The organism is Pseudomonadota bacterium (assembly GCA_039028155.1).
In the GTDB taxonomy this organism is placed as follows: domain Bacteria; phylum Pseudomonadota; class Alphaproteobacteria; order SP197; family SP197; genus JANQGO01.
Window position 1 is genome coordinate 1 of sequence record JBCCIS010000042.1, and the last position, 21,980, is coordinate 21,980.

A 21,980-nucleotide genomic window follows, 5' to 3' on the forward strand; every position below is an offset into this window, starting at 1 on the left:
CCGATCGCGCTTACGTTGGGAACCAGGTCGACGACCTTGTCGATCATCAGGAACGGATAGCGGTGCGGGATCATCTGCATGATCCGCTCGACATCGATGGTCTCGATCGTGTCGCCTGTCTGTGGATTGATGTCCTTGGCCGGCTGCTTGTTCATGCCCCCATTCACCCTCTTTTCGTCAGGCGCCTGACGGCGGCGACCTGACGCCAGAAATCCTTGATCGGGATCGCCGGCTGCCCAAGATACGTACCGCCCGCCGCGAGGTCCTCGCTAGCCCCCGACAAAGCCCCGATCCGCACGCCATCGCCGATCTTAACATGGTTGGCGACACCCACCTTACCACCCAGCATGGCAAAGTCGCCGACCTGAACGCTCCCTGCCACGCCGACCTGGCCGGCCAGAATACAGCCACGCCCTATCTTCACGTTATGGGCGATCTGCACCTGATTATCAATCATCGTGCCGCGCCCGATCACCGTATCGCCGGTGGTGCCGCGATCGACGGTCGAGTTGGCGCCAATCTCGACATCATCCTCGACAATGACGCGGCCGGTATGGGGGATCCGGACCGGCCCCTCCGGTCCGACCGCAAAACCGAAGCCCTCGGTACCGACACGGGCGCCAGCATAAATGTTAACCCTGTTTCCAATCAGGCAACATTCCAGCGTCGCGCTCTGACCAACCCGGCAATCATCACCGAGCTTGACGCCCGGGCCCACATAGGCACCCACCCCGACATGACATCGCGCGCCCAGTTGGGCGCCGGAGGAGATGACCGCGAAGTGATCGATACGGCAGTCTTCGGGCACCGCGCAGCCGGGTTCGACGACCGCGGTCGGTGCAACACCGGGCTCAGGCGGCGCCGGCGCATAGAACATGCGCGCGGCAAGCGCGAAGCTCAGATAGGGCTCGCGGCACAGCACCAGGGCTGTCCCCGCTGGCGCCCGCTCGGCCATGGCGGGCGCAATCAGGCACGCACCGGCCGACGTCTCGGCAAGATCATCAAGGTATTTCTTGTTGTCCAGGAAGCTCAGATTGTCAGAGCCTGCCTCGTCAAGCGGCGCGATGTCCGCGATCATCAGCTCGCCGGCCGCACCATCGGCAAGTTCGCCACCAACCGCTTCGGCTATCTGGGACAACGAAAACGGTCCGGCACGCTCGAAGAACCGCGGATCGGACAAATCAGTTCTCTTCGACGCTGATGGTGATGGTCGGGACGCGCTGGTCCAGTTCGGACAACACATCATTCGTGATGTCTAGTTCCCGGCTTCCCACCAGGATCTGTGCCTGAGGCAAGATCAGATCATAGCCGCGCTCTTCGACCATCTGCTGCAGTATCTCGATGATCGCCACGCGGATCTGATCGAGTCCCTCGCCATAGGCTTCGTCCAGGGTGCGCTGGCGCTCGCGGACGTCACGCTGAAACTCGATTACCTCTTCCTCGAAGGCGCGCCGTCGCTCGGCAAACGTCTCCGGCGCCAGGATCGCGGACTGTTCCTGAAGCTCCTGTTCCTGCTGACGCAGCGCCTGCTCGCGCTCCGCCACCACGGCGGCGAGCGATGACCGCAGTTCCGTGAGCTGGCGCTCCAAACTCGCGCCCGCCGTTGACTCGCGCAACAGGCGTTGCACATCGGCGATGGCGATCACCGTGGGTTCGGCTTCCTGCGCCTGGGCAGACATAGTCACGGTGCCGGCGGCCAAGACAGCGCACACGATCACGAGACTGCAGGACTTCATGATCCTGGTCACCCGGGACATCAGAACGAGGTTCCGAAGCTGAACCTGAAGAATTCGGTCTTGTCATAGGGTTCGTCGACAACCGCTTGGGCAAAATCGAGGCGCAACGGGCCGAATGGAGATTGGTAGGCCAGGCCGACGCCGACGGAGCCGCGGACAGACTTGTCGTCGGCGACCTCAGGACCGGTCGAATCCGAATCATAAAGCGTGCCCCAGTCGGTGAAGACGCTTCCGGAGAGACCCAGTTCCTTGGGCAGTCCCAGCGGTACGGTCAGCTCCAGGGAGCCCGTCCAGAAGAAGTTACCGCCCAGGGCGTCGTCGGTTGTCAGGTCGCGAGGACCGATACCCGCCGGCTCAAAGCCACGCAGGCTGGCGCCACCGACAAAGAAACGATCGGTGATCCTGACATCTTCATCGTCCAAGCCGAAGATGTAGCCCGTTTCGGTCTTCACAATGCCCGTCCAGTCGACGGCGAACGGGTAGTAATACGTGAAGCCCAAGCGATTGCGTAGGTACTTCACATCGCCGCCTAGACCGGCGAGGTCCGTGCCTTGCTGCAACAGGTAGCCGCTAGTCGGATTCAACGGATCGTTGCGCCGGTCGTAGTCAAGCTGCTGGCCGATGGCCGATGTCAGCGCCGTGCCTTCCTGCTCGCGGATAAGGCGCGATGCGTCGGGCTCGACATCCTCGATCGTCACCTCGTTCAGCGTGTAGTACCAGGTGTTGTCCAGGTGTTCGGTGATCGGGAACTTCGTACGCAGAACGAAACCCAGGTTTTCCTGTGTGAACGACGCCTCGTCCTGCAGATCCAACCGGCGCCGGAAGATATCGAAGCCGGCCTCCAGTTCGCGATCCAGGAAGTAGGGCTCGGTGAAACTAAGATCGATATCTTGGCGGCGACCGGACAGCGCCAACGACAAGACGAGCGTCTGGCCTTCGCCCAGAAGGTTGCGTTCGCGCAGCGAGGCATTGAACAGCAGGTTATCGAACGTCGAGAAGCCCGCGCCCAGTGTCAGGTCACCAGTCGACTTTTCGACAACCTCGGTGTTGATGATCACCGTGTCGGGCTGCGTGCCCGGTTCGGTCGTGACGATGACTTCACTGAAGAAGTCCAGACCACGCACGCGGGTCTCAGAGCGGCGCAGGCGCGCAACGTTGAAGGCGTCGCCTTCGGCCAGTTTGAATTCGCGGCGGATGACCTCATCGTGCGTGCGCACATTGCCGAAGATGTTGATCCGCTCGACATATATGCGCGATCCCTCGCGAATCAGGTATTCGACGTCGATCAGCAGGTTCTCGCGATCACGTTCGGCGCGCGGCACGACGTCGACGAATGCGAAGCCCTTGGTGCCCAGGTCTTCCGTGATGCTGTCGACGACCTGTTCGACCTCATCGGCATCGTACCAGTCGCCGGGGTCGGTATCGACAAGGCCATCGACATCCTCGGCCTCGACACCACGCAGCTCACTCACCACCGTAACCTCGCCGAATTCGTAGCGGGGCCCCTCCTCGATCGTAAAGGTGATGAAGAAGTCCTCGCGGTCGGGAGTCAGATCGGCGACTACGGAGACGACGCGGAAATCGGCGAAACCCTCAGACAGGTAGAAACGACGCAAAAGCTCGCGGTCAAATGCCAGACGATCGGGATCATAGGTGTCGTCGCTCGACAGGAAACGGTACCACGCCGATTCCTTGGTGATGATCTGCTCGCGCAGCGTGCCGTCGGAGTACTCGTTGTTGCCGATGAAGTTGATCTCACGGATCAGCGTCGGCTCGCCCTCGTCGATCTCAAAGACCAGGTCCACGCGGTTCTGGTCCTGACGAATGACCTTGGGCTCGACCGTTGCGGAGAACCGGCCGTCGCGGCGATAGACCTCAAGAATACGCGCGACGTCGTTCTGGACCTTGGTCCGCGTATAGACCGTACGCGGACGCAGCTGGATTTCGGCTTCCAGCTCTTCGGAATCGATCGACTGATTTCCTTCAAAGGCGATGCGGTTGATGATCGGATTCTCAACCACGCGAACGACCAGATCGTTGCCTTCGCGGCGGATATTAATGTCGGCGAACAGACCGGTGGCGAACAGGCTTTTCAGGGATTCATCAATCCGGCGCAGATCGAATGGGTCGCCGGCCTGGATCGTCATGTAGCCGGCAATGGTCTCCGGCTCGATACGCTGGTTACCCTCAACGACCACCTGTTCGATGATCTGCGACGTCTGCGCGTTCGCGCCCATCGGCGCGGTGCCGGCCAAGACCAGCAGCGCCACGACCAGGCACAAGGCGCCTCGCAGAAATGATCCCCTCACCACGGCGAAAACCTAAGACACCAGATTGGCGAGGTAATCAACTAGGCCGAAGCGCGTCAGGTCGTTGAAGGTGACAAAAAGGAACAGGGCCCCAACCAGTCCTATACCCACCATAAAACCGTACTCCTGCGCTCGTTCACTAAGTGGCCGCCCCCTTACGGCCTCGATGATGTAGAACAGCAAATGGCCGCCGTCGAGCATCGGAATCGGAAATAGATTAATCAGACCCAGATTCACCGACAAAATGGCCATGAACATCACAAGATTAACAAACCCATACTCGGCCACCGTACCCGACATCTGCGCGATGCCCAGGGGCCCGGCCAGGTCTTGGGAGCTTTGATTGCCCGTGATCACCTGGCCCAGAAAATCAAAGATGCGGGAGACCCAGCGGATCGTTTCCTCAACACCGCCCCAGATCGCCTCGCCCAAGGGCACCTTCTCATAGATGACACTGGTGGTGCTGATGCCCAATCGGCCGACTTCGCGCTCGTTGCCCAGGTTATCAACCTCGATCACCGCGTCGGGCACGACCTCCAGCATCTGGGTTTCGCCGTCACGCAGGATCTCGACACTCAGCGGCACGCCTGGACGCGTGCTGATCACATATTGCAGGTCATCGAACCGCTCGATCGTCTGACCATCGATGGCGACGATCAGATCGCCGGCCTGGATGCCGGCACGCTCGGCCGCGCTGTCTTCCAGCACGACGCTTGCTTCAGGCAAGGTTTCGCTCTTGCCGACAAAGGCGAAGATTGCGGCGAACAAGACGATGGCGAGGATGAAATTGGCAAGTGGACCGCCCAAAACGACCCAAAAGCGCTGCATCACCGTTTTGTTCGGGAAGGCTTCGGCCTTTTGCTCGTCGGTCCACTCCTCAGAGCCGTCGCCGTCGGGGCCGACATCGCTTTGGCCAAACATCTTGACGTAGCCGCCTAGCGGCAGCAGCGCGACCTTCCAGCGCGTGCCGTGGCTGTCGGTCCAGCCGAACAGTTCACGTCCGAAGCCGATCGAGAACACCTCGACCCGAACGCCGTTCAGCCGCGCGAACAGATAGTGGCCGAGTTCGTGGAAGAACACGATGACCGTGATGACCACGATAAAGGGAACGGCGTATGACCAAACGGCCTCAAAGAGCTCCATCGTGAACCGCCGTTACCTTCAGTTTCACCGTCAACAACGTTTGCCGATTAGGGACCGCGCTACGCACCGTGCTTCTGCGTCGACCTCGCCCACATCGTCCAGAGATTCAAGGGGGCGAACACTCACACGCTCCAAGGTCTGGCTGACAATACTGATAATGTCCAGAAATCCTATGTTTCCCGCCAGAAATCCAGCCACCGCCACTTCATCAGCCGCGTTCAGGATAGTAGGAGCCGACCCCCCCAATTGCAAGGCTTGGCGCGCCAGCGACAAAGCGGGGAATCGTTCAATATCAGGTACTTCGAAAGTCAAGCTACCAATCTGAGCGAAATTGAGGCGCTCGCTCGGCCCCACCATGCGGGCCGGCCAGGCAAGCGTATAGGCGATCGGCGTGCGCATATCTGGCGTGCCGAGTTGCGCCAGCACCGAACCGTCGACGTAGCTGACCATGCTGTGGATAACTGACTGCGGATGCACGACAATCTCGATCTGGCGTTCGTCGACCGGAAACAGGTGATAGGCCTCGATCAGTTCCAGGCCCTTGTTCATCAGGGTCGCTGAGTCGACCGATATCTTGGCACCCATCTTCCAGTTTGGATGGGCGACCGCCTGTTCGGGCGTCGCGTCTTTCATTGCCTCCACGGTCCAGGTGCGGAACGGTCCGCCGGACGCAGTCAGGATCAAGGCATCGACCTTGGCGGTCTGGTCGAAATCAAAGACCTGATAGATCGCGTTGTGTTCTGAATCTACGGGTAGAAGGCGCGCGCCTGACGCAGCAACCTCGTCCATGACCAAATCGCCGGCACAAATCAGCGCTTCCTTGTTCGCCAGGGCAACAATGGCGCCCCGCCTGATCGCCGTCAGAAGCGGATCGAGCCCGGCGGCGCCGCTGATCGCGCCCATCAGCCAGTCAGAGGGTCGGTCTGCGGCCTCGACAATGGCCTCGGGTCCGGCCATCGCCTCGATACCCGACCCTTCCAAGGCGTCGCACAGGGGACCATAAAGCTCGCTCTTGCCGATCACGGCACAGCGGGCACCCAAATCGCGCGCCATCGACGCCAGTTCATTGACGCTCTCGTTGGCCGTCACGGCCTCGACGGTGAAGCGGTCGCGGTCACGTAGGATCAGATCGGCCGTGTTGCGGCCGACCGAGCCCGTCACGCCCAGTATCGTGACGCTGCGCCCCTCGCCCGTCATGGCGCCCCCGCAGCGGCGACCAAACTTGGGCTGAACGCGATAACGATGGCCAGGACCGGCGCCGCGGCGACCAGTCCGTCGACACGATCCATGACACCGCCGTGGCCAGGAATCAGCGTGCCGGAGTCTTTCTTGTCGAACCGGCGCTTGAACCATGACTCCGCCAGGTCGCCACACTGCGCGACGACCGACAGCGCAGCGGCCAGCAGCACGGCGTCCGTGCTCTCCATGGCCAGCATGTAGGGCGTCGCGAAGACCGCGACGACGACGGCGCCAATCAAGCCGCCAAGCGCGCCGGCCCAAGTCTTGCCGGGGCTGATCGCCGGCGCGAGCTTAGGCCCACCGATCAACCGGCCCGCTGTATAGGCCGCGATATCCGTCACCCAAACGACGACAAGAAGCCAAAGCACCACCCAGCTTCCGTTTGGCGTTTCGATCAACCAGATAAGCGCCACCATGGGAATCGAGATGTAGGCCAGGCCTATGGCCACCCACTTGGCCACCTCTTCACCACCGCGCACCAGGCAGATGAACGCGCTGCCAATGGATCCCATGATCAACAGGTAGATCGACAGGGCGACGCTGCCATGGGCAGCAATGGCAACCCAGATCGCGATGAGCGCCGCCGTGGCCGCCCACAGGGCCTTGGCGCCGGTCACACCGAACCATTCGTAGAGCATCATCGCGCTGATGATCAAAATCGCGCCGGCGAACCACCAACTGCCCAACAGCACGACGGCCACGGCCAACGGAATCAGAATCAGGGCAGAGATGATGCGTTTGAGGAGCACCGAAGCGATCGTCAGGCCGTGACCGCGCCATAGCGGCGCTCACGGCGTTGATACTCGTCGATGGCGCTCTTCAGAGCCTCTTGATCAAAATCCGGCCACATGACCTGGCTGAACACAAGCTCCGAATAGGCCGCCTGCCACAGCAAAAAGTTGCTCAGCCTCTGCTCGCCACTGGTCCTGATGATCAGGTCGGGATCGGGCATGCCCACCGTGTCGAGGCGCCGCGCAATAGCGTCTTCGTCAACATCACCAGGAGCCATGGTGCCATCGGCAACGTCCTTTGCGATCGACCGCGCGGCCCTGGCGAGTTCATCCCGGCTGCCGTAGTTCAACGCGACGGTAAGGATCAAGCTGTGGTTGTCGCGGGTAGCGCGTTCGGTATCGCGAATGAGTTTCAGAATGTCGTCGGGCAGACCAACATCGGCGCCGATAAAACGTATCGACACGCCCTGGCGGCCGAGTTCGTCGACTTCCTTGCGAATGTAAAACCGCAGGAGTCCCATCAGGTCGTCGACCTCGTCGGCCGGTCGTTTCCAGTTCTCCGATGAAAATGCGAAGAGTGTCAGGTGCGAAACACCGAGCACGCGGCAAGCCTTGATGGTCCGGCGCACCGCCTCGGCGCCAGCCTTGTGACCGGCTATCCGCGGCAAGCCGCGCGAACGTGCCCACCGGCCATTGCCATCCATGATGATGGCCACGTGCGCCGGGGCTTGGGTCTCCTCGCCGAGTTGGTGGACAGACTCCATGGTGACGATCAGACCTGCATGATCTCAGCTTGTTTGGTCTCCAGCAGACCGTCGACCTTCTCGGCTTCCTTGTCGGTGAGCTGTTGGATCTCGTCGGACCACAGATGGTGCTCGTCCTTCGACATCTCACCGTCCTTTTCCATGCGCTTCAGCAGGTCCATACCGTCGCGGCGCACGTTACGGATCGCGATCTTGGCCTGCTCGGCATACTTGGCGGCGACCTTCGACAGATCGCCACGTCGCTCCTCGTCAAGCTGGGGAATGGGGATGCGGACCAACTGGCCATCGGTCTGGGGGTTAAGGCCAAGATCGGAGTTGCGGATCGCGTTCTCAACTTTCTTGACCAAGTCCTTGTCCCACACCTGGACCGTCAGCAGGCGCGGTTCTGGCACACCGATGTTGCCGACCTGATTGATCGGCATTTCGCTGCCATAGGCCTCGACGGTTATCGGTTCCAACAGGCTGGCGGAAGCGCGCCCGGTTCGTAAGCCGGCGAACTCCCGCTTCAGTACCTCGACCGCGCCATCCATGCGTCGCTTCAGGTCTTTCAGATCAGGATCAGCCACCGTCTCCTCCCTCGGTAATCAAGGTATGGCGCCCGCTGCCGGTCAAGGCGTCGGCCAGGGCGCCGGATTCATGAATCGAAAAGACCACCACGGGCAGATGATTTTCTCGCGCCAGCGAAATCGCCGTCGCATCCATGACCTTCAGATCGCGGGTCAGCACCTCATGATAGGTTAGCCGGTCGAACCGCTCCGCCTGCGGGTTTTTCTTGGGGTCGTCAGAATAGACGCCATCGACCTGTGTCGCCTTCAAAAAGACGTCACAGTTGGTTTCAACAGCGCGTAGCGCTGCTGCCGTGTCGGTCGTGAAGAACGGATTTCCGGTGCCCGCCGCGAAGATCACGACGCGCCCGCTTTCCATGTGTTTGAGGGCACGGGGCCGGACGTAGGGTTCGCATACGGTGGGCATCGGAATCGCCGACTGGACACGGGCGTCCAGGCCAGCGCGCTCCAGCGCGTTTTCCAGGGCCAGCGCGTTGATCACGGTCGCCAGCATGCCCATGTAGTCGGCGGTCGAGCGCTCCATGCCCTGGGCCGCGCCGGCGACACCGCGAAAGATGTTGCCGCCGCCGACTACAAGCGCGACCTGGACACCCAGATCGCACGCCTTGGCCACGTCGGCCGCGATGCGGTCAGCCTGGGCCGTATCGACCCCATAGGGCTGATCGCCCATCAGAGCCTCGCCCGAAATCTTTATCAGCGCACGGCGATAGTCAGCGCCCACCCGCAGCCTCATTGTCCCATTGGTGACCCACAGGCCCGACCGTCGCGGCATAGCCGGAACGGCCAGGCGGGGCTGACCTTAACCGAATCGGACGTCGCCGCCTAGTTGGCAACCCCCATACGAGAATGGCGCTGGTCCTCGGGCTGGCAGGCTCAGGAACCGCTCGCCATCGCCGCCACTTCGGCGGCGAAATCGTCTTCTTTCTTGTCGATGCCCTCGCCCAGGCCGAAGCGCATGAATCCGGCGACTTTGACCGGCCCGCCGACGTCCTTGGCCGCGCCTTCCAGCACCTTGGCGATGCGGGTCTCGCCGTCGATGACGAAGGTCTGCTCGGCCAGCACTACTTCTTCGTAAAACTTCCTCAAGCGGCCCTCGACCATCTTGGCGATGATCTCTTCGGGCTTGCCGGACTCGCGCGCCTGCTCCGATAGGACGTTCCTCTCGCGCTCGACAAGTTCCTGATTCAGATCCTCGACACTCACCGCTTCCGGCTTGGTGGCGGCAACATGCATGGCGAGCTGCTTCCCGAGCGCGGCGAGTTTTTCGGGATCGCCGGTCGACTCAAGCGCGACCAGAACGCCGATCTTGCCGATACCGGGTGCCGCAGCCGAATGCATATAGCTGGCGACCACGCCGTTATCGACGCTGAGTGCACCGGCGCGGCGAAGCTGCATGTTCTCGCCGATCGTCGCGACCAGGTTGACCAGGTGATCCTGGACCGTGCCGTCGCCGCCCGGATAGGCCATGCCACCCAGGCGGTCGATGTCGCCGCCGCTCTCAAGCGCGAGCGTGGCGCACTGGCTGACGAACGCCTGGAATGTGTCGTTGCGGGCGACGAAGTCGGTCTCGGCGTTGATTTCGATCAGCGCGCCGGACTTGGCGTCATCGCTGACCGCGACGCCAACCAGCCCCTCGGATGCGACGCGGCCAGCCTTCTTCGCGGCTGCCGCCAGACCCTTGGTGCGCAGCCAGTCGACGGCGGCGTCGATGTCGCCATCGTTCTCGGCCAGCGCCTTCTTGCAATCCATCATTCCAGCGCCGGTCTTGTCGCGAAGTTGCTTGACCAGCGCAGCCGTAATCTCTGCCATCGGTATTCTCCGTTATCGTCGGGTTGGCGGTTCCCGGCCTGCACGAAAGGCGGCGGGATGGCCCGCCGACATCAGTCCTTCTTTTCTTCTTCCGCCGCTGCGGGGGCAGCTTCCGCTTCGGGCGCAGCCTCTTCAGCGGGAGCCGGCGCTTCTTCGGGAGCGGCCTCCGCCGCCTCTGCTGGCGCCTCAGGCGCCGCATCGGCTGCAGGCTGTTCAGCCGCCTCACTCGCGGCCGCCGCTTCGCCTTCAGCCTCCAGGGCCGGTTCGGCCACGGCGTCCAGTTCGCCCAGATCCGCGCCCGACTGCGACAGTTCTTCCTGGATGCCGTCGAGCACCGCATCGGCAATCAGATCGCAGTATAGGTTGATGGCGCGGATCGCATCGTCGTTGCCGGGGATCGGCAGTGCGATCCCATCCGGATCGGAGTTGCTGTCGATGATCGCCGCGATCGGAATGCCCAGCTTGTTGGCTTCCGCAATCGCGATGTCTTCCTTGTTCGTGTCGATCACGAACAGGATATCGGGCAGACCGCCCATGTCCTTGATGCCACCCAGCGCGCGCTCCAACTTGTCGCGTTCGCGGGTCATTTTCAGAATTTCTTTCTTGGTCAAGCCGGCGAGGTCGCCGTCAAGCTGCTCTTCCAGATCGCGCAGACGCTTGATCGAGTGCGAGATGGTTTTCCAGTTCGTCATCATGCCACCGAGCCAGCGATGGTTGACGAAGTACTGGCTGCAGCGTCGCGCGGAATCGGCGATCGGATCCTGGGCCTGGCGCTTGGTGCCGACGAACAGCACGCGGCCGCCGCCGGCCACCACGTCGCGGATGGTCTGCAGGGTGTGACGCAGCATCGGCACGGTCTGCTGCAGATCGATAATGTGGACGTCGTTGCGTTCGCCAAAGATGAACTGCTCCATCTTCGGGTTCCAACGGCGGGTCTGGTGTCCGAAATGCACGCCTGCTTCCAAAAGCTGGCGCATAGAAAATTGCGGCATCGCCATGGATGTCGTCTCCTTTACCGGTTGGGCCTCCGCGGACAGAACCGGCCGAAGCCGGCACCGGATGGCTGGGGCAAAGCCCTGGAGCCTTAGGTCCGCGTGCGGTTTAAGGCGCGGCTTTTAGCGCGCCGCGCCCGAGGTTTCAAGGGTTTGATGATCTCCGCGCCAGGCGGAATGCCAGCGCCCGGCGGGCTTTTCCTGGTCGATCACCTCACCGACGCCGTTTAGCGCCTCGATGGAGTTCCGAAGGCCCGGCGAAAGCGCATACCGGTCCGGCAAGGCGACCTCGATTTGGCGCGAATCCTGCCGGATCACCAGCAAAATGCGGCCTTGCCCGGAATCCGCGGTTTCCAGGAAGGTTTTGAGGCGCGGCAAGGCGCATGGATCGGTCACGCACACCCGAAACGCCGCCGAAGCACTGGCAGCAGCCCGATCGAGCGGCTCCAGCCGGTTGGCGGAGAACTTCACCGTATCGCCGTCGACCCTGGCGCTGGCGTCGATCAATACCGGCTTTTGGTCGTCCAGAAGGTCGCGGCTGGCGGAAAGAACCTCCGAAAACAGCACGATTTCATGGGATCCGCTGGTATCCGAAATCATCGCGAAGGCAAAGCGAGAGCCCTTCCCGCTGGTCCGCTCACGCCGCGACACCGGCACACCCGCCAGCTTGAAAACTGTGGCGCCCTGGTTTAGCGCGCGCTCTGTGGCCTGGAGAAAGGTCACCACGCCCATCCGGTCGAGCGCCTCAGCATAGGGTTCCAGGGGATGCGCCGTCAGGTGGAACCCGATCGCCTCGAACTCCTCGCGCAGCTGGTCACTCGGTAGCCAGTCCTCGACGTCCGCCAGGTTCGGCAGCGCGGGGCCCTCACCGCCGCCACCGCCGAAAAGGCTCTCCTGCTGGCTTTCGCGTTCCTCCGCTGCCACCGTGTTGAAGCGGACCAAGAGGTCGACATTGCCGACCACCTTGGCCCGGCGCGGCTCCAGACGGTCGAAGGCGCCGGCGCGCGCCAGGTTCTCGATCTGGCGCTTGTTCATGACCCGGCTTTCCAAGCGCTGGGCAAAGTCGAACAGATCGGTGAAGGGCCCATTGGCCTCGCGCTCGGCGACCAGATCCGCCATCGCCTGGGCGCCGACATTCTTGATCGCCGCCAGCGCATAACGCACGGCCCTGGTGCCATCCTCGCGCCGCTCCACCGTGAAGTCGACGCCAGATGCGTTGACGTCCGGCGGCAGCAGCTCGATCTCCAAACGGGTCAGTTCCTGGCGGAAGATGTTGAGCTTGTCGGTGTTGCCCATGTCGAGCGTCATCGACGCGGCCAGAAACTCGACGGGATGGTTGGCCTTCAGATAGGCCGTTTGATAGGCGATCAACGCGTAGGCGGCCGCATGGCTCTTGTTGAAGCCGTAACCCGCGAACTTGGCGACCAGATCGAAGATATAGCTTGCCTTGGACTCCTTGAGGTCGCGCTCCAGCGCGCCGGATACGAAACGCTCGCGCTGGGCGTCCATCTCCGCCTTGATCTTCTTGCCCATGGCGCGGCGCAACAGGTCGGCGTCGCCCAGGCTGTAGCCCGACAGGATCTTGGCGATCTCCATCACCTGTTCCTGATAGATGATGACGCCGTAGGTCTCGGTCAGCATCTCCTTCAGGCGCGGTTCCAGATAGTCGACCTCCTCGTCGCCATGCTTGCGGGCGATAAAGCTTGGGATGTTGTCCATCGGGCCCGGCCGGTAGAGCGCGACCATGGCGATGATGTCTTCAATCTTGTCGGCCTTGAGCTGGCGCAGCGCGTCACGCATGCCCTGGCCTTCCAGCTGGAAGATGCCGACCGTCTCGGCGCGGCCCAGCACCTCATAGGACGCCTGGTCATCCAATGGCAGGTTCGCGAGGTCGAGATCAAAGCCGCCCTCAGCCAGATAGCGGACCGCATATTGCAGGACCGTCAGCGTCTTGAGCCCCAGGAAGTCGAACTTGACCAGACCGGCCTTCTCGACATCTTTCATGTGGAACTGGGTGACCGGCATGTCCGAACGCGGATCGCGGTAGAGCGGCACCAGTTCGTCGAGCGGTCGGTCGCCGATCACGACACCGGCCGCATGGGTACTGGCGTGCCGATAGAGGCCTTCCAACTTCAAGGCGATATCGAGCAGTCGGGCGACCTGTTCGTCGCTGTCGCGCGCTTCCTGCAACTGCGGTTCGCCGGCGATCGCGTCAGCCAGCTTGACCGGGTTGGCCGGATTCGCCGGCACCAGCTTGGCCAACCGGTCGACCTGGCCATAGGGCATCTCCAACACACGGCCGACATCGCGCACCACGGCGCGCGCCTGCAAGGTGCCGAAGGTAATGATCTGGGCGACCTGGTCGTGGCCGTAGCGTTCCTGGACATAGCGGATGACCTCGTCGCGCCGGTCCTGGCAGAAGTCGATGTCGAAGTCCGGCATCGAGACGCGTTCGGGGTTCAAAAACCGCTCGAACAACAGGCCGAACCGAATGGGATCGAGATCAGTGATGGTGAGCGACCAGGCGACCACCGATCCGGCGCCCGAGCCACGCCCCGGCCCGACGGGGATATCCTGGTGCTTCGCCCACTTGATGAAGTCGGCAACGATCAGGAAATAGCCGGGGAACTCCATGCCGACGATGACGTCGAGCTCGTACTCCAGGCGCTCGCGGTAGACCGCCACGAGCTCCTCGCGCTTTGCTTCATCAAGCGCGCCGGTCGCGAAACAGGCGGCGAGCCTGTCGTCGAGCCCTTCGCGCGCCTGGTTGCGCAGTTCGTCGGCCTCGCTGATGCCATCGGCTGTCGGGAAACGCGGAAGGATGGGGTTGCGCTTGGGCGCCATCACGCCACAGCGCCGCGCGATCGCCAGCGTGTTCGCTGCTGCCTCCGGCAGGTCGGCGAAGCGGTGACACATCTCCTCCGCAGACTTGAAGTACTGCTGGGGCGAGGCATGGCGGCGCTGGGGCTGGTTCACGGTCGTGCCGCCGGCGATACACATCAAGGCGTCATGGGCCTGGTGCATGGCGACGTCCTTGAACATGACGTCGTTGGTGGCGACCAGCGGCAGGTCCCGCTCATAGGCGATCGCGACCAGGTCGGCCTCGGCCTGACGCTCGACTGCCAACTCGTGGCGCTGCAACTCGATATAGAGACGGTCCGGGAACATGGCCTGAAGCTGGGCAACCCGCTCGCGCGCCGCATCGAGCTGGCCGTTGACAATCAGGTTGTTGATCGGGCCGCCCGGGCCACCAGTCAGCGCGATGATCCCGCCGCTGTGCTCACCCAGGACCGCCCAGGAGACATGCGCGGTGTCGCCTGGTTCGCTCTCCAGGTACGACCGGCTGACCAGCTTCAAGAGGTTGGCATAACCGCTGTCGTCCTGGGCCAGCAGGAGGATCCGTTCGTCAGGCGCGTTGTGCGGCTGGTCGCCGTCGCTTAACGCCAGCAGCAGACCAATAATGGGCTGCACGCCCGCCTCCGCGCATTTGGCGGAGAACTCCAGCACGCCGAACATGTTGCCGGTATCCGTGATCGCCATGGCCGGCATGTCATGCCGGCCCGCCAAATCAACCAGTTCGGGTATCTTGACCGCGCCTTCCAACAGGGAATACGGGCTATGGACCCTCAGATGGATGAAGTCAGCGACCATGGCTTAGGATTCCATGTGGCCGCGGCCGCGCCAAGGAAAAGGCGCGGTCATGTCTTGTGGAAAACGCGGTCAACCCGCGTGCAGGACCCCGTCTTCGAGCCGAACGATGCGGTCCATGCTGGCGGCGAGCTCCAGGTTGTGGGTCGCGACCAGGGCCGCCAGGCCGCGTTCCTGGACCTGGCGGGCCAACACTGCCATGACCTCGAGCGCCGTTTCATGATCCAGATTGCCGGTCGGCTCGTCGGCCAGCAGCACGGCCGGGTTGTTGGCGAGCGCGCGGGCGATGGCGACGCGCTGCTGTTCGCCGCCTGATAGTTGGGCCGGGCGATGGGTTTCGCGCGCTTTGAGGCCCATTGACTCCAGCAGCCCGCGCGCCTGCTTGCGCGCTGCCCGCTTGCCGCTGCCGGCAATCATCTGCGGCAAGACGACGTTCTCCAGGGCGGAAAACTCCGGCAGCAAATGATGGAACTGGTAGACAAAGCCCAGATAGCGTCGGCGCAGTGCGGTGCGGGCGTCGTCGCGCATCACGTTGCAGACGTCGCCCGCGATGATGATCTCCCCGGCATCCGGGCGCTCCAGCAGGCCGGCGATATAGAGCAGGGTCGATTTGCCGGCCCCAGACGGGCCGACCAGGGCGGCGATCTCGCCCCGCTTCAGGGTCAGGTTCAGGCCGCGCAGCACATGCAGGTCCTGGCCGCCCTGATGAAACGTCCGCTCGATCCCTTTGAGCTGAAGTGCCGCGTCACTCATAGCGCAGCGCCTCCGCCGGATCGACGCGCGCGGCGCGCCACGCCGGATAGAGTGTCGCCAGGAAGGTCAGCACCAGCGCCATGACGACGATCGAGACAACCTCGACCCATTCGACGCGGGCCGGCAGCTGCGCCAGGAAGTAGACCTCCGCCGGGAACAGCTCTGTGCTGGTCAGGACCTGGATGAACTGGCGAATGCTTTCGATGTTGAGGCAGAAAATGATGCCGATGATCAGGCCGAGCGCCGTGCCGATGATGCCGATACTGGCCCCGGTCAGGAGGAAGATCCTGAGCAGCGCGCCGCGCGTCGCCCCCATGGTGCGCATGATGGCAATGTCGGCATTCTTGTCCTTCACCAGCATGATCAGGCTGGAGATGATGTTGAAAGCCGCAACCAGGATGATCAGGGTCAGGATCAAGAACATCACGTTGCGCTCGACCTGCAGCGCGCCATAGAGGTGCCGGTTGGTCTGCTGCCAGTCGACCACATAGAACGGGTTGGCGACCTGCTGGGCCTCGCGCCTGACGGCGAACGGTTCGTTCGGCGTATCGATGTTCAGCTCGACCTGGGTGACGGCCTCATCCAGGCGGAAATAGACCTGCGCCTGGTCGAGCGGCATGAAGACAACGCTGCTGTCGAACTCGTACATTCCGACTTCGAAGACACCAACGACCGGGTAAGAGACCGAGCGCGGCACAGTGCCGAAGGCGGTCGGCACGCCCTTAGGCGATATCAACGTGATGTTGTCGCCGTAGTTGAGGCCCAGTCGGTGCAGGAGTTGGGCGCCGACGATGACACCGGGTTCAGCGCCAAAGTCATCGACCGAACCGATCTTCACGCTGTCGGCGATCAATGTCTGCTGTTTGAAGTCCTCTGGCGTCAGGCCTCGCACGACGGCGCCGGTCTGCGCATTCGGCGATGTCGCCAGAACCTGCCCTTGGATCATCGGTGTCGCCATGACGACGCCGTCGATCTCACTGAGACGTATCGCAAGCTCGTCATAGTTGCCGATATTGAGGCCGCCCGTGCCGAGCACGGTGACATGGCCGTTGAAGCCCAGGATGCGCGTGATCAGTTCGTGGCGGAACCCGTTCATCACCGACATGACGATGATCAGCGCCGCCACGCCGAGGCAAATCCCGAGCAGCGAGAACGCCGCGGTGACGGAGATAAAGCCCTCCTGGCGCCGGGAGCGCAGGTAGCGGAACGCGACGGTGCGCTCGAAACCAGAGATCATAGGGCGCTGTCGATGATTTCAGCCAAAGCGGCGTCGGCCGCCAGTTCGCGCGATTCGCCGGTGGCGCGGCGCTTCAGCTCGACGACATTGTTCTTCAAGCCGCGCGGCCCGACCGTTAACTGCCAGGGCAAACCGATCAGATCCATCTCGGCGAACTTGACCCCTGCCCGCTCCTCGCGGTCGTCATACAGCACCTCGACGCCGGCGTCGTTGAGCTGGTTATAGAGATCATCGGCGGCCGCATCGCATTCCGGGCTGCCGGTCTTCAGGTTGATCAGGCCCACTGCGAACGGCGCGACGGCGTCGGGCCAGATGATGCCGGCGTCATCGTGGCTGGCCTCGATGATGGCGCCGACCAGGCGCGACACGCCGATGCCGTACGAACCGCCATGGATCGGCACACGCGCACCGTCGGGCAACGTGACCAAGCAGTTCATCGGTTCGGAGTACTTGGTGCCGAAATAGAATATCTGTCCGACCTCGATGCCACGGGCCTGAACAAGCTGGCTTTCATCGACCGGACACTGGGCGGGGTCGTGCTTCTCGTCGGTCGCGGCGTAACGCATTGTCCACGACCGCACGACCTCGTCGAGGTCGGCGTCCAAGTCGATCTCCTCGGCCATGGGATCGCGGTCGAGCAAGGCCTGCTCAGCAAAGACGCCGGTCTCGCCGGTATCGGCCAACACGATGAACTCGTGGCTGAGGTCACCGCCGATCGGTCCGGTATCGGCCGCCATCGGAATCGCGCGGATGCCCATGCGCGCGAAGGTCCGCAGGTAAGTCACAAACATGATGTTGTAGGAGCGCTTCGACGCCTCGAAGTCCAGATCGAAGGAATACGCATCCTTCATGTAGAACTCGCGCCCGCGCATGATGCCGAAACGCGGCCTGACCTCGTCTCGGAACTTCCACTGGATGTGATAGAGGTTCTTCGGCAGATCGCGATAGCTTCTGACGGAATCGCGGAAGATCTCCGTAATCTGATCCTCGTTGGTCGGCCCATAGAGCATTTCGCGGTCATGCCGATCGCGGATCCTCAGCATCTCCGGGCCATAAGCATCGTAGCGACCACTTTCGCGCCACAGATCGGCGGGCTGGATGGTCGGCATCAGGACTTCCTGGGCGCCGGCCGCGTCCATCTCCTCGCGCACGATGCGTTCGATGTTCTTGAGCACGCGAAAGCCCAACGGCAGCCAGGAATAGATGCCGGCGCTCGACTGGCGGATCATGCCGGCGCGCAGCATCAGCCTGTGCGAGGCGATCTGCGCCTCGGCAGGCGTCTCCTTCATGGTCGGCAGGAAGTAGTTCGATAGTCTCATGGTGATCCAGATGAATCGGGGCTGTAGCGGGGCGCCAATCTAGGCAAGGTGTCGCGGACAGTCTAGGCCCGCTCCTCATGCTCCAGGCCGGCGCGAAGCCAGGGCGGATTGGACGCCTTGATCCGGGCAAAAACAGGGCATGAGGTCGTATGCGCACCGGGAAGGTATCCCGTGCTGAGCAAAAATTCCTCGACCACCAGCGGGCCCATAAACTTGAACGTCTTGCGGAACAGCTTGGTCCAATCGTCCTGGGGCTGGGGGTTGTGCGCCTCGAGCCAGTCAGAGAACCCACCATGGCTCGACCTGAGTTCGATGATCCGTTGTGCGTTCCAGATCGCCGCATCGACCTTTAGCCGATTACGGATGATGGCGGCATCGTCCAGCAGACGCGCGCGATCCTTATCACCGAAACCGGCGACGGCATCGACATCAAACCGCGCATAGGCCGCGCGGAAGCCCTCACGTTTCTTCAGCATCAACTCCCACGACAGACCGGCCTGATTGATCTCCAGGACCAGCCGCTCAAACAACGCGGCCTCATCGTCGACCGGGAAGCCATACTCCGTATCGTGATAGCTGGCATGAATGGGGTTGCCGGGCGCATAGTTGCAGTAGCTAGCGCTCACCGTAGATCAGCTCCCTGAATACAACCCATTCGAGATCGTCGGCGAGATAGACCCCGCCGACCAAGACAGCGGCGATCACGGTCGCCGCGGCGGCCTTGCGCCACAGCATTGGCTTGTCCGGTGCGCCGGGATCGTGGCCTTCCTCGACGCCGCGGTCGTGGCGCACGCCAAACGGCAGCGACATGAAGAAGACGAGCCACCAGACGACCAGAAAGACAACGATGAGACCAAACGGGCCCATCGGTGATCAAACCTGCTCGATCTCGACCAACGTGCCGCAGAAGTCCTTGGGGTGCAGAAACAGCACCGGCTTGCCGTGCGCGCCGATCTTGGGCTCACCATCGCCGATCACCCGGGCGCCTTCGGCGACAATCTGGTCGCGCGCGGCGATGATGTCGTCGACCTCGTAGCAAACATGGTGCATGCCACCCGAAGGGTTACGCTCCAGGAACGAGGCAACGGGCGAATCCTCGCCCAATGGGGCCAACAGCTCGATCTTGGTGTTGGGCAGCGCAATAAAGACCGTCGTCACGCCGTGATCCGGCTGATCGACGGCCTCGGATACCTCGGCTCCCAATGTGTCGCGATAGAGGGCGCTCGCAGCCTCAAGATCTGGCACCACGATCGCCACATGGTTCAGCCGACCGATCATCGTCGTCTCCTTCAAACTCTAACCAACTGCACATCGACCACCGGGCGCCCGCCCAGTTCGTTGCGCAGGAAGCGTCGTGCGCTGATCCGCACCGCCTCGCCCAAAACGTCGTCGTCGCGGCGCTGCGGACGCGGCATGGCCTCGACCTTGTCTATCACCTCATCGACCACGCCATCCAGCACAGCTTCTTCCACCTCGTCGTCTTCCAGTAGGCCGTGGGCCGAGACGACGGGGTCGGCGACCAGCTCGCCGTCGCGGTCGACGACCACTGTGACGAAGGCAACGCCGTTGTGCATCAAACGCCGCCGCTCACGCACAATGTTGCCATCGACCGGCACGGTGCCGTTGCCGGACCAGGCGAGCCGGCCATGGTGCACGTGATCGATGATCTCTGGCGTGCCGGGCGCGAGGCGCACCATGGTGCCGTTCGCGACCGTGACCGCATCCGGCACCTGCAGCTCGCGGGCAAGCTTCGCGTGTTCGCGCAGGTGCCGCGCCTCACCGTGCACCGGCACCGCGATCTGCGGGCGAACCCATTGATACATCGCCGCCAATTCGTCGCGGTTGGGATGGCCGGAGACGTGCACGAAGTGCTCTTTTTCCGTGATCACGTGGATACCCAGGTCGATCAGGAGGTTGATGAGGTCGTAGATCGGCCGTTCGTTGCCAGGAATGATCTTCGACGAGAGAATCACCGTGTCACCGCGCTCCAGCTCAACCACCGGGTGGGTCCGGTTGGCGATTCGTGATAGCGCCGCATTCGGCTCCCCCTGGCAGCCGGTCGTCAGATAAAGAACCTTATCAGCAGGCAGATCGATGGCGTCGCGATCAGACAGGAAATGGACATCGCGCGGCAGGTAACCGGTTTCGCGCGCGCAATCCAGGATCCGCCACATGGAGCGGCCGACCACGGCGACGCTGCGGCTATTGTTGGCAGCGACCTCGAAGACGGTCAAAAGCCGCGCCAGGTTGCTTGCGAAGGTCGCGATGGCGACCCTCCCCGTCTGGCCGGCAACCAGGTTGTCAAGCCCCTTGCGAACCTCGGCCTCTGATCCGGACATCCCGGGTCGGAAGACGTTGGTCGAATCGCAGACCATAGCGAGCACGCCGTCGTCGCCCAGCGAACGGAGCGCGTTCTCGTCCGCCGCATCACCGACCAAGGGATCGGGATCAAGTTTCCAGTCACCGGTGTGCAGCACCGTGCCGGCCGGGGTCGTGACCGCCAGCGCGTTCGGCTCGGGGATAGAGTGGGTCAGCGAGATGAGTTCGATCTCGAAGGGATCAAGGTCGATGGTGCCGCCAAGCGGCACCTCGGTTATGACCATGTCCTCGATGCCTTCGGCGCCTTCGTCCAACTTGCGCCGCAGAAGGGCAGCGGCAAACGGTGTCGCGTAGACCGGGCATCGCAGCTCTGGCCACAGATAGGGCACCGCGCCCAGGTGATCTTCATGGGCATGGGTCAGCACCAGGCCGATCAGCTTCTCGCGCCGTTCGGCGATGAACGACAGGTCCGGCATGACGAGATCAATGCCCGGCAGGTCATCGCCGGCGAAGGTAACGCCCAGATCGCACATCAACCATGAACCCGCGTACTCATAGAGGTTCAGGTTCATGCCGATCTCGCCTGCCCCACCAAGGGGCAGGAAATGAAGCGCTTGGTTTTTTGTCATGCTAGGCGTTATCGGGCCTGTTCCGTCGATAGATTTCCAACAGGCCGCGTACGGTCACGTCGGGGTCATAACTATCAATGGTGTCGGTGGCCGCATCAAACAAGGGGCCCAGCCCGCCAGTCGCCACCACTTTCATGGGCTCGCCATACTCCCCGCGAATACGGGTGACGGTGCCCTCGATCAGACTCACATACCCCCAGTAAACACCTGATTCCATGGAGTTAACGGTGTTACGGCCGATCACCGTCGGCGGCCGCCGGACGCCGACCCGGGGTAGCCGCGCCGAGACGCGGTGCATGGCGTCAAGCGCCAGAGAGATACCCGGCGCCAAGACGCCGCCGCAAAAGTTGCCATCGGCATCGATGATGTCGAAGTTGGTCGCGGTGCCGAAATCGACAATGATCAGCGGGCCACCGAAGCGCACATATCCGCCAACGGCATTGGCCAGGCGGTCGGCGCCGGCCTCCGACGGTTCGTCGATCAGCACCTTGATACCAAGGTCGATGCCCTCGCCGATGACCAGCGGATCGGCATTGAAGTGCTTGCGGCAGAGCACCCGAAGTTCAAAAAGGCCACCCGGCACGACACTGGAGATGATCGCGGCATCAATCGCCGTCTCATCAATACCCTGCAAGCGAGTCAACTGGCTCAACCAGACAACGTACTCGTCGGCCGTGGTCTCGACCTTGGTCGACGTGCGCCAGTGGCCCTTCATGTCGGCGCCATCAAAGACGGCGAACTCCGTGTTGGAGTTGCCCTGATCGACCGCAAGAAGCAATCCTGGCA

21 protein-coding genes are annotated in these 21,980 nt (G+C 62.6%); all 21 read right to left on the reverse strand.

Annotated features, from left to right (window positions below):
• The coding region (locus AAF563_18740) for a 3-hydroxyacyl-[acyl-carrier-protein] dehydratase FabZ (protein MEM7123324.1) at nt 1-155 on the reverse strand (155 nt) is incomplete at its 3' end.
• Between the two features lie 8 nt (nt 156-163).
• On the reverse strand, nt 164-1,180 hold the full coding sequence (lpxD, locus tag AAF563_18745) for a UDP-3-O-(3-hydroxymyristoyl)glucosamine N-acyltransferase (protein MEM7123325.1): 1,017 nt from the start codon (nt 1,178-1,180) through the stop codon (nt 164-166).
• A gap of 1 nt (nt 1,181) precedes the next feature.
• Nucleotides 1,182-1,736: an OmpH family outer membrane protein gene (locus tag AAF563_18750; protein ID MEM7123326.1), complete on the reverse strand. Its 555-nt coding sequence runs from the start codon at nt 1,734-1,736 to the stop codon at nt 1,182-1,184.
• A 20-nt stretch (nt 1,737-1,756) separates the two neighbouring features.
• The gene (gene bamA, locus AAF563_18755) at nt 1,757-4,048 is read right to left on the reverse strand and encodes an outer membrane protein assembly factor BamA (GenBank protein MEM7123327.1); all 2,292 of its coding nucleotides are present in this window, start codon (nt 4,046-4,048) and stop codon (nt 1,757-1,759) included.
• 9 nt (nt 4,049-4,057) lie between these two features.
• The gene (gene rseP, locus AAF563_18760; protein MEM7123328.1) at nt 4,058-5,188 is read right to left on the reverse strand and encodes an RIP metalloprotease RseP; all 1,131 of its coding nucleotides are present in this window, start codon (nt 5,186-5,188) and stop codon (nt 4,058-4,060) included.
• A gap of 30 nt (nt 5,189-5,218) precedes the next feature.
• Entirely contained in the window at nt 5,219-6,385 is a 1,167-nt protein-coding gene (dxr, locus tag AAF563_18765) for a 1-deoxy-D-xylulose-5-phosphate reductoisomerase (GenBank protein ID MEM7123329.1), read from the reverse strand.
• Nucleotides 6,382-7,176: a CDP-archaeol synthase gene (locus tag AAF563_18770; protein ID MEM7123330.1), complete on the reverse strand. Its 795-nt coding sequence runs from the start codon at nt 7,174-7,176 to the stop codon at nt 6,382-6,384. Before AAF563_18770 ends, dxr begins: the two co-directional genes overlap by 4 nt.
• Before the next feature lie 11 nt (nt 7,177-7,187).
• Nucleotides 7,188-7,922: an isoprenyl transferase gene (locus AAF563_18775; protein ID MEM7123331.1), complete on the reverse strand. Its 735-nt coding sequence runs from the start codon at nt 7,920-7,922 to the stop codon at nt 7,188-7,190.
• 8 nt (nt 7,923-7,930) lie between these two features.
• A complete protein-coding gene (frr, locus tag AAF563_18780; GenBank protein MEM7123332.1) occupies nt 7,931-8,488 on the reverse strand; it encodes a ribosome recycling factor in 558 nt (185 codons plus the stop codon).
• On the reverse strand, nt 8,481-9,221 hold the full coding sequence (gene pyrH / locus AAF563_18785) for a UMP kinase (protein ID MEM7123333.1): 741 nt from the start codon (nt 9,219-9,221) through the stop codon (nt 8,481-8,483). Before pyrH ends, frr begins: the two co-directional genes overlap by 8 nt.
• A 140-nt stretch (nt 9,222-9,361) precedes the next feature.
• Nucleotides 9,362-10,297: a translation elongation factor Ts gene (gene tsf, locus AAF563_18790; protein ID MEM7123334.1), complete on the reverse strand. Its 936-nt coding sequence runs from the start codon at nt 10,295-10,297 to the stop codon at nt 9,362-9,364.
• A gap of 71 nt (nt 10,298-10,368) precedes the next feature.
• Entirely contained in the window at nt 10,369-11,295 is a 927-nt protein-coding gene (gene rpsB / locus AAF563_18795) for a 30S ribosomal protein S2 (protein ID MEM7123335.1), read from the reverse strand.
• Between the two features lie 117 nt (nt 11,296-11,412).
• The gene (gene dnaE / locus AAF563_18800; GenBank protein MEM7123336.1) at nt 11,413-14,940 is read right to left on the reverse strand and encodes a DNA polymerase III subunit alpha; all 3,528 of its coding nucleotides are present in this window, start codon (nt 14,938-14,940) and stop codon (nt 11,413-11,415) included.
• Nucleotides 14,941-15,009: 69 nt separating this feature from the next.
• On the reverse strand, nt 15,010-15,690 hold the full coding sequence (locus AAF563_18805; protein MEM7123337.1) for an ABC transporter ATP-binding protein: 681 nt from the start codon (nt 15,688-15,690) through the stop codon (nt 15,010-15,012).
• On the reverse strand, nt 15,683-16,927 hold the full coding sequence (locus tag AAF563_18810) for a lipoprotein-releasing ABC transporter permease subunit (GenBank protein MEM7123338.1): 1,245 nt from the start codon (nt 16,925-16,927) through the stop codon (nt 15,683-15,685). The genes AAF563_18805 and AAF563_18810 overlap by 8 nt, the downstream gene beginning before the upstream one ends.
• The gene (gene proS, locus AAF563_18815) at nt 16,924-18,246 is read right to left on the reverse strand and encodes a proline--tRNA ligase (protein ID MEM7123339.1); all 1,323 of its coding nucleotides are present in this window, start codon (nt 18,244-18,246) and stop codon (nt 16,924-16,926) included. The genes AAF563_18810 and proS overlap by 4 nt, the downstream gene beginning before the upstream one ends.
• 62 nt (nt 18,247-18,308) lie before the next feature.
• The gene (locus tag AAF563_18820) at nt 18,309-18,872 is read right to left on the reverse strand and encodes a DNA-3-methyladenine glycosylase I (GenBank protein ID MEM7123340.1); all 564 of its coding nucleotides are present in this window, start codon (nt 18,870-18,872) and stop codon (nt 18,309-18,311) included.
• A complete protein-coding gene (locus AAF563_18825; GenBank protein ID MEM7123341.1) occupies nt 18,862-19,113 on the reverse strand; it encodes a DUF1467 family protein in 252 nt (83 codons plus the stop codon). The genes AAF563_18820 and AAF563_18825 overlap by 11 nt, the downstream gene beginning before the upstream one ends.
• A 6-nt stretch (nt 19,114-19,119) precedes the next feature.
• A complete protein-coding gene (gene mce / locus AAF563_18830) occupies nt 19,120-19,524 on the reverse strand; it encodes a methylmalonyl-CoA epimerase (GenBank protein MEM7123342.1) in 405 nt (134 codons plus the stop codon).
• 11 nt (nt 19,525-19,535) lie between these two features.
• On the reverse strand, nt 19,536-21,194 hold the full coding sequence (locus AAF563_18835; protein MEM7123343.1) for a ribonuclease J: 1,659 nt from the start codon (nt 21,192-21,194) through the stop codon (nt 19,536-19,538).
• Nucleotide 21,195: 1 nt separating this feature from the next.
• On the reverse strand, nt 21,196-21,972 hold the full coding sequence (locus AAF563_18840; protein ID MEM7123344.1) for a type III pantothenate kinase: 777 nt from the start codon (nt 21,970-21,972) through the stop codon (nt 21,196-21,198).
• Nucleotides 21,973-21,980: the final 8 nt, after the last annotated feature.

Bases quoted from the DNA above. Each gene is read 5' to 3' on its own strand.
- pyrH (MEM7123333.1), bottom strand. From the start codon at position 9,221: ATGAGGCTGCGGGTGGGCGCTGACTATCGCCGTGCGCTGATAAAGATT.
- AAF563_18810 (MEM7123338.1), bottom strand. From the start codon at position 16,927: ATGATCTCTGGTTTCGAGCGCACCGTCGCGTTCCGCTACCTGCGCTCC.
- AAF563_18775 (MEM7123331.1), bottom strand. From the start codon at position 7,922: ATGGAGTCTGTCCACCAACTCGGCGAGGAGACCCAAGCCCCGGCGCAC.
- dxr (MEM7123329.1), bottom strand. From the start codon at position 6,385: ATGACGGGCGAGGGGCGCAGCGTCACGATACTGGGCGTGACGGGCTCG.
- tsf (MEM7123334.1), bottom strand. From the start codon at position 10,297: ATGGCAGAGATTACGGCTGCGCTGGTCAAGCAACTTCGCGACAAGACC.
- AAF563_18825 (MEM7123341.1), bottom strand. From the start codon at position 19,113: ATGGGCCCGTTTGGTCTCATCGTTGTCTTTCTGGTCGTCTGGTGGCTC.
- rseP (MEM7123328.1), bottom strand. From the start codon at position 5,188: ATGGAGCTCTTTGAGGCCGTTTGGTCATACGCCGTTCCCTTTATCGTG.
- dnaE (MEM7123336.1), bottom strand. From the start codon at position 14,940: ATGGTCGCTGACTTCATCCATCTGAGGGTCCATAGCCCGTATTCCCTG.
- mce (MEM7123342.1), bottom strand. From the start codon at position 19,524: ATGATCGGTCGGCTGAACCATGTGGCGATCGTGGTGCCAGATCTTGAG.
- proS (MEM7123339.1), bottom strand. From the start codon at position 18,246: ATGAGACTATCGAACTACTTCCTGCCGACCATGAAGGAGACGCCTGCC.
- rpsB (MEM7123335.1), bottom strand. From the start codon at position 11,295: ATGGCGATGCCGCAATTTTCTATGCGCCAGCTTTTGGAAGCAGGCGTG.
- AAF563_18805 (MEM7123337.1), bottom strand. From the start codon at position 15,690: ATGAGTGACGCGGCACTTCAGCTCAAAGGGATCGAGCGGACGTTTCAT.
- AAF563_18835 (MEM7123343.1), bottom strand. From the start codon at position 21,194: ATGACAAAAAACCAAGCGCTTCATTTCCTGCCCCTTGGTGGGGCAGGC.
- AAF563_18750 (MEM7123326.1), bottom strand. From the start codon at position 1,736: ATGAAGTCCTGCAGTCTCGTGATCGTGTGCGCTGTCTTGGCCGCCGGC.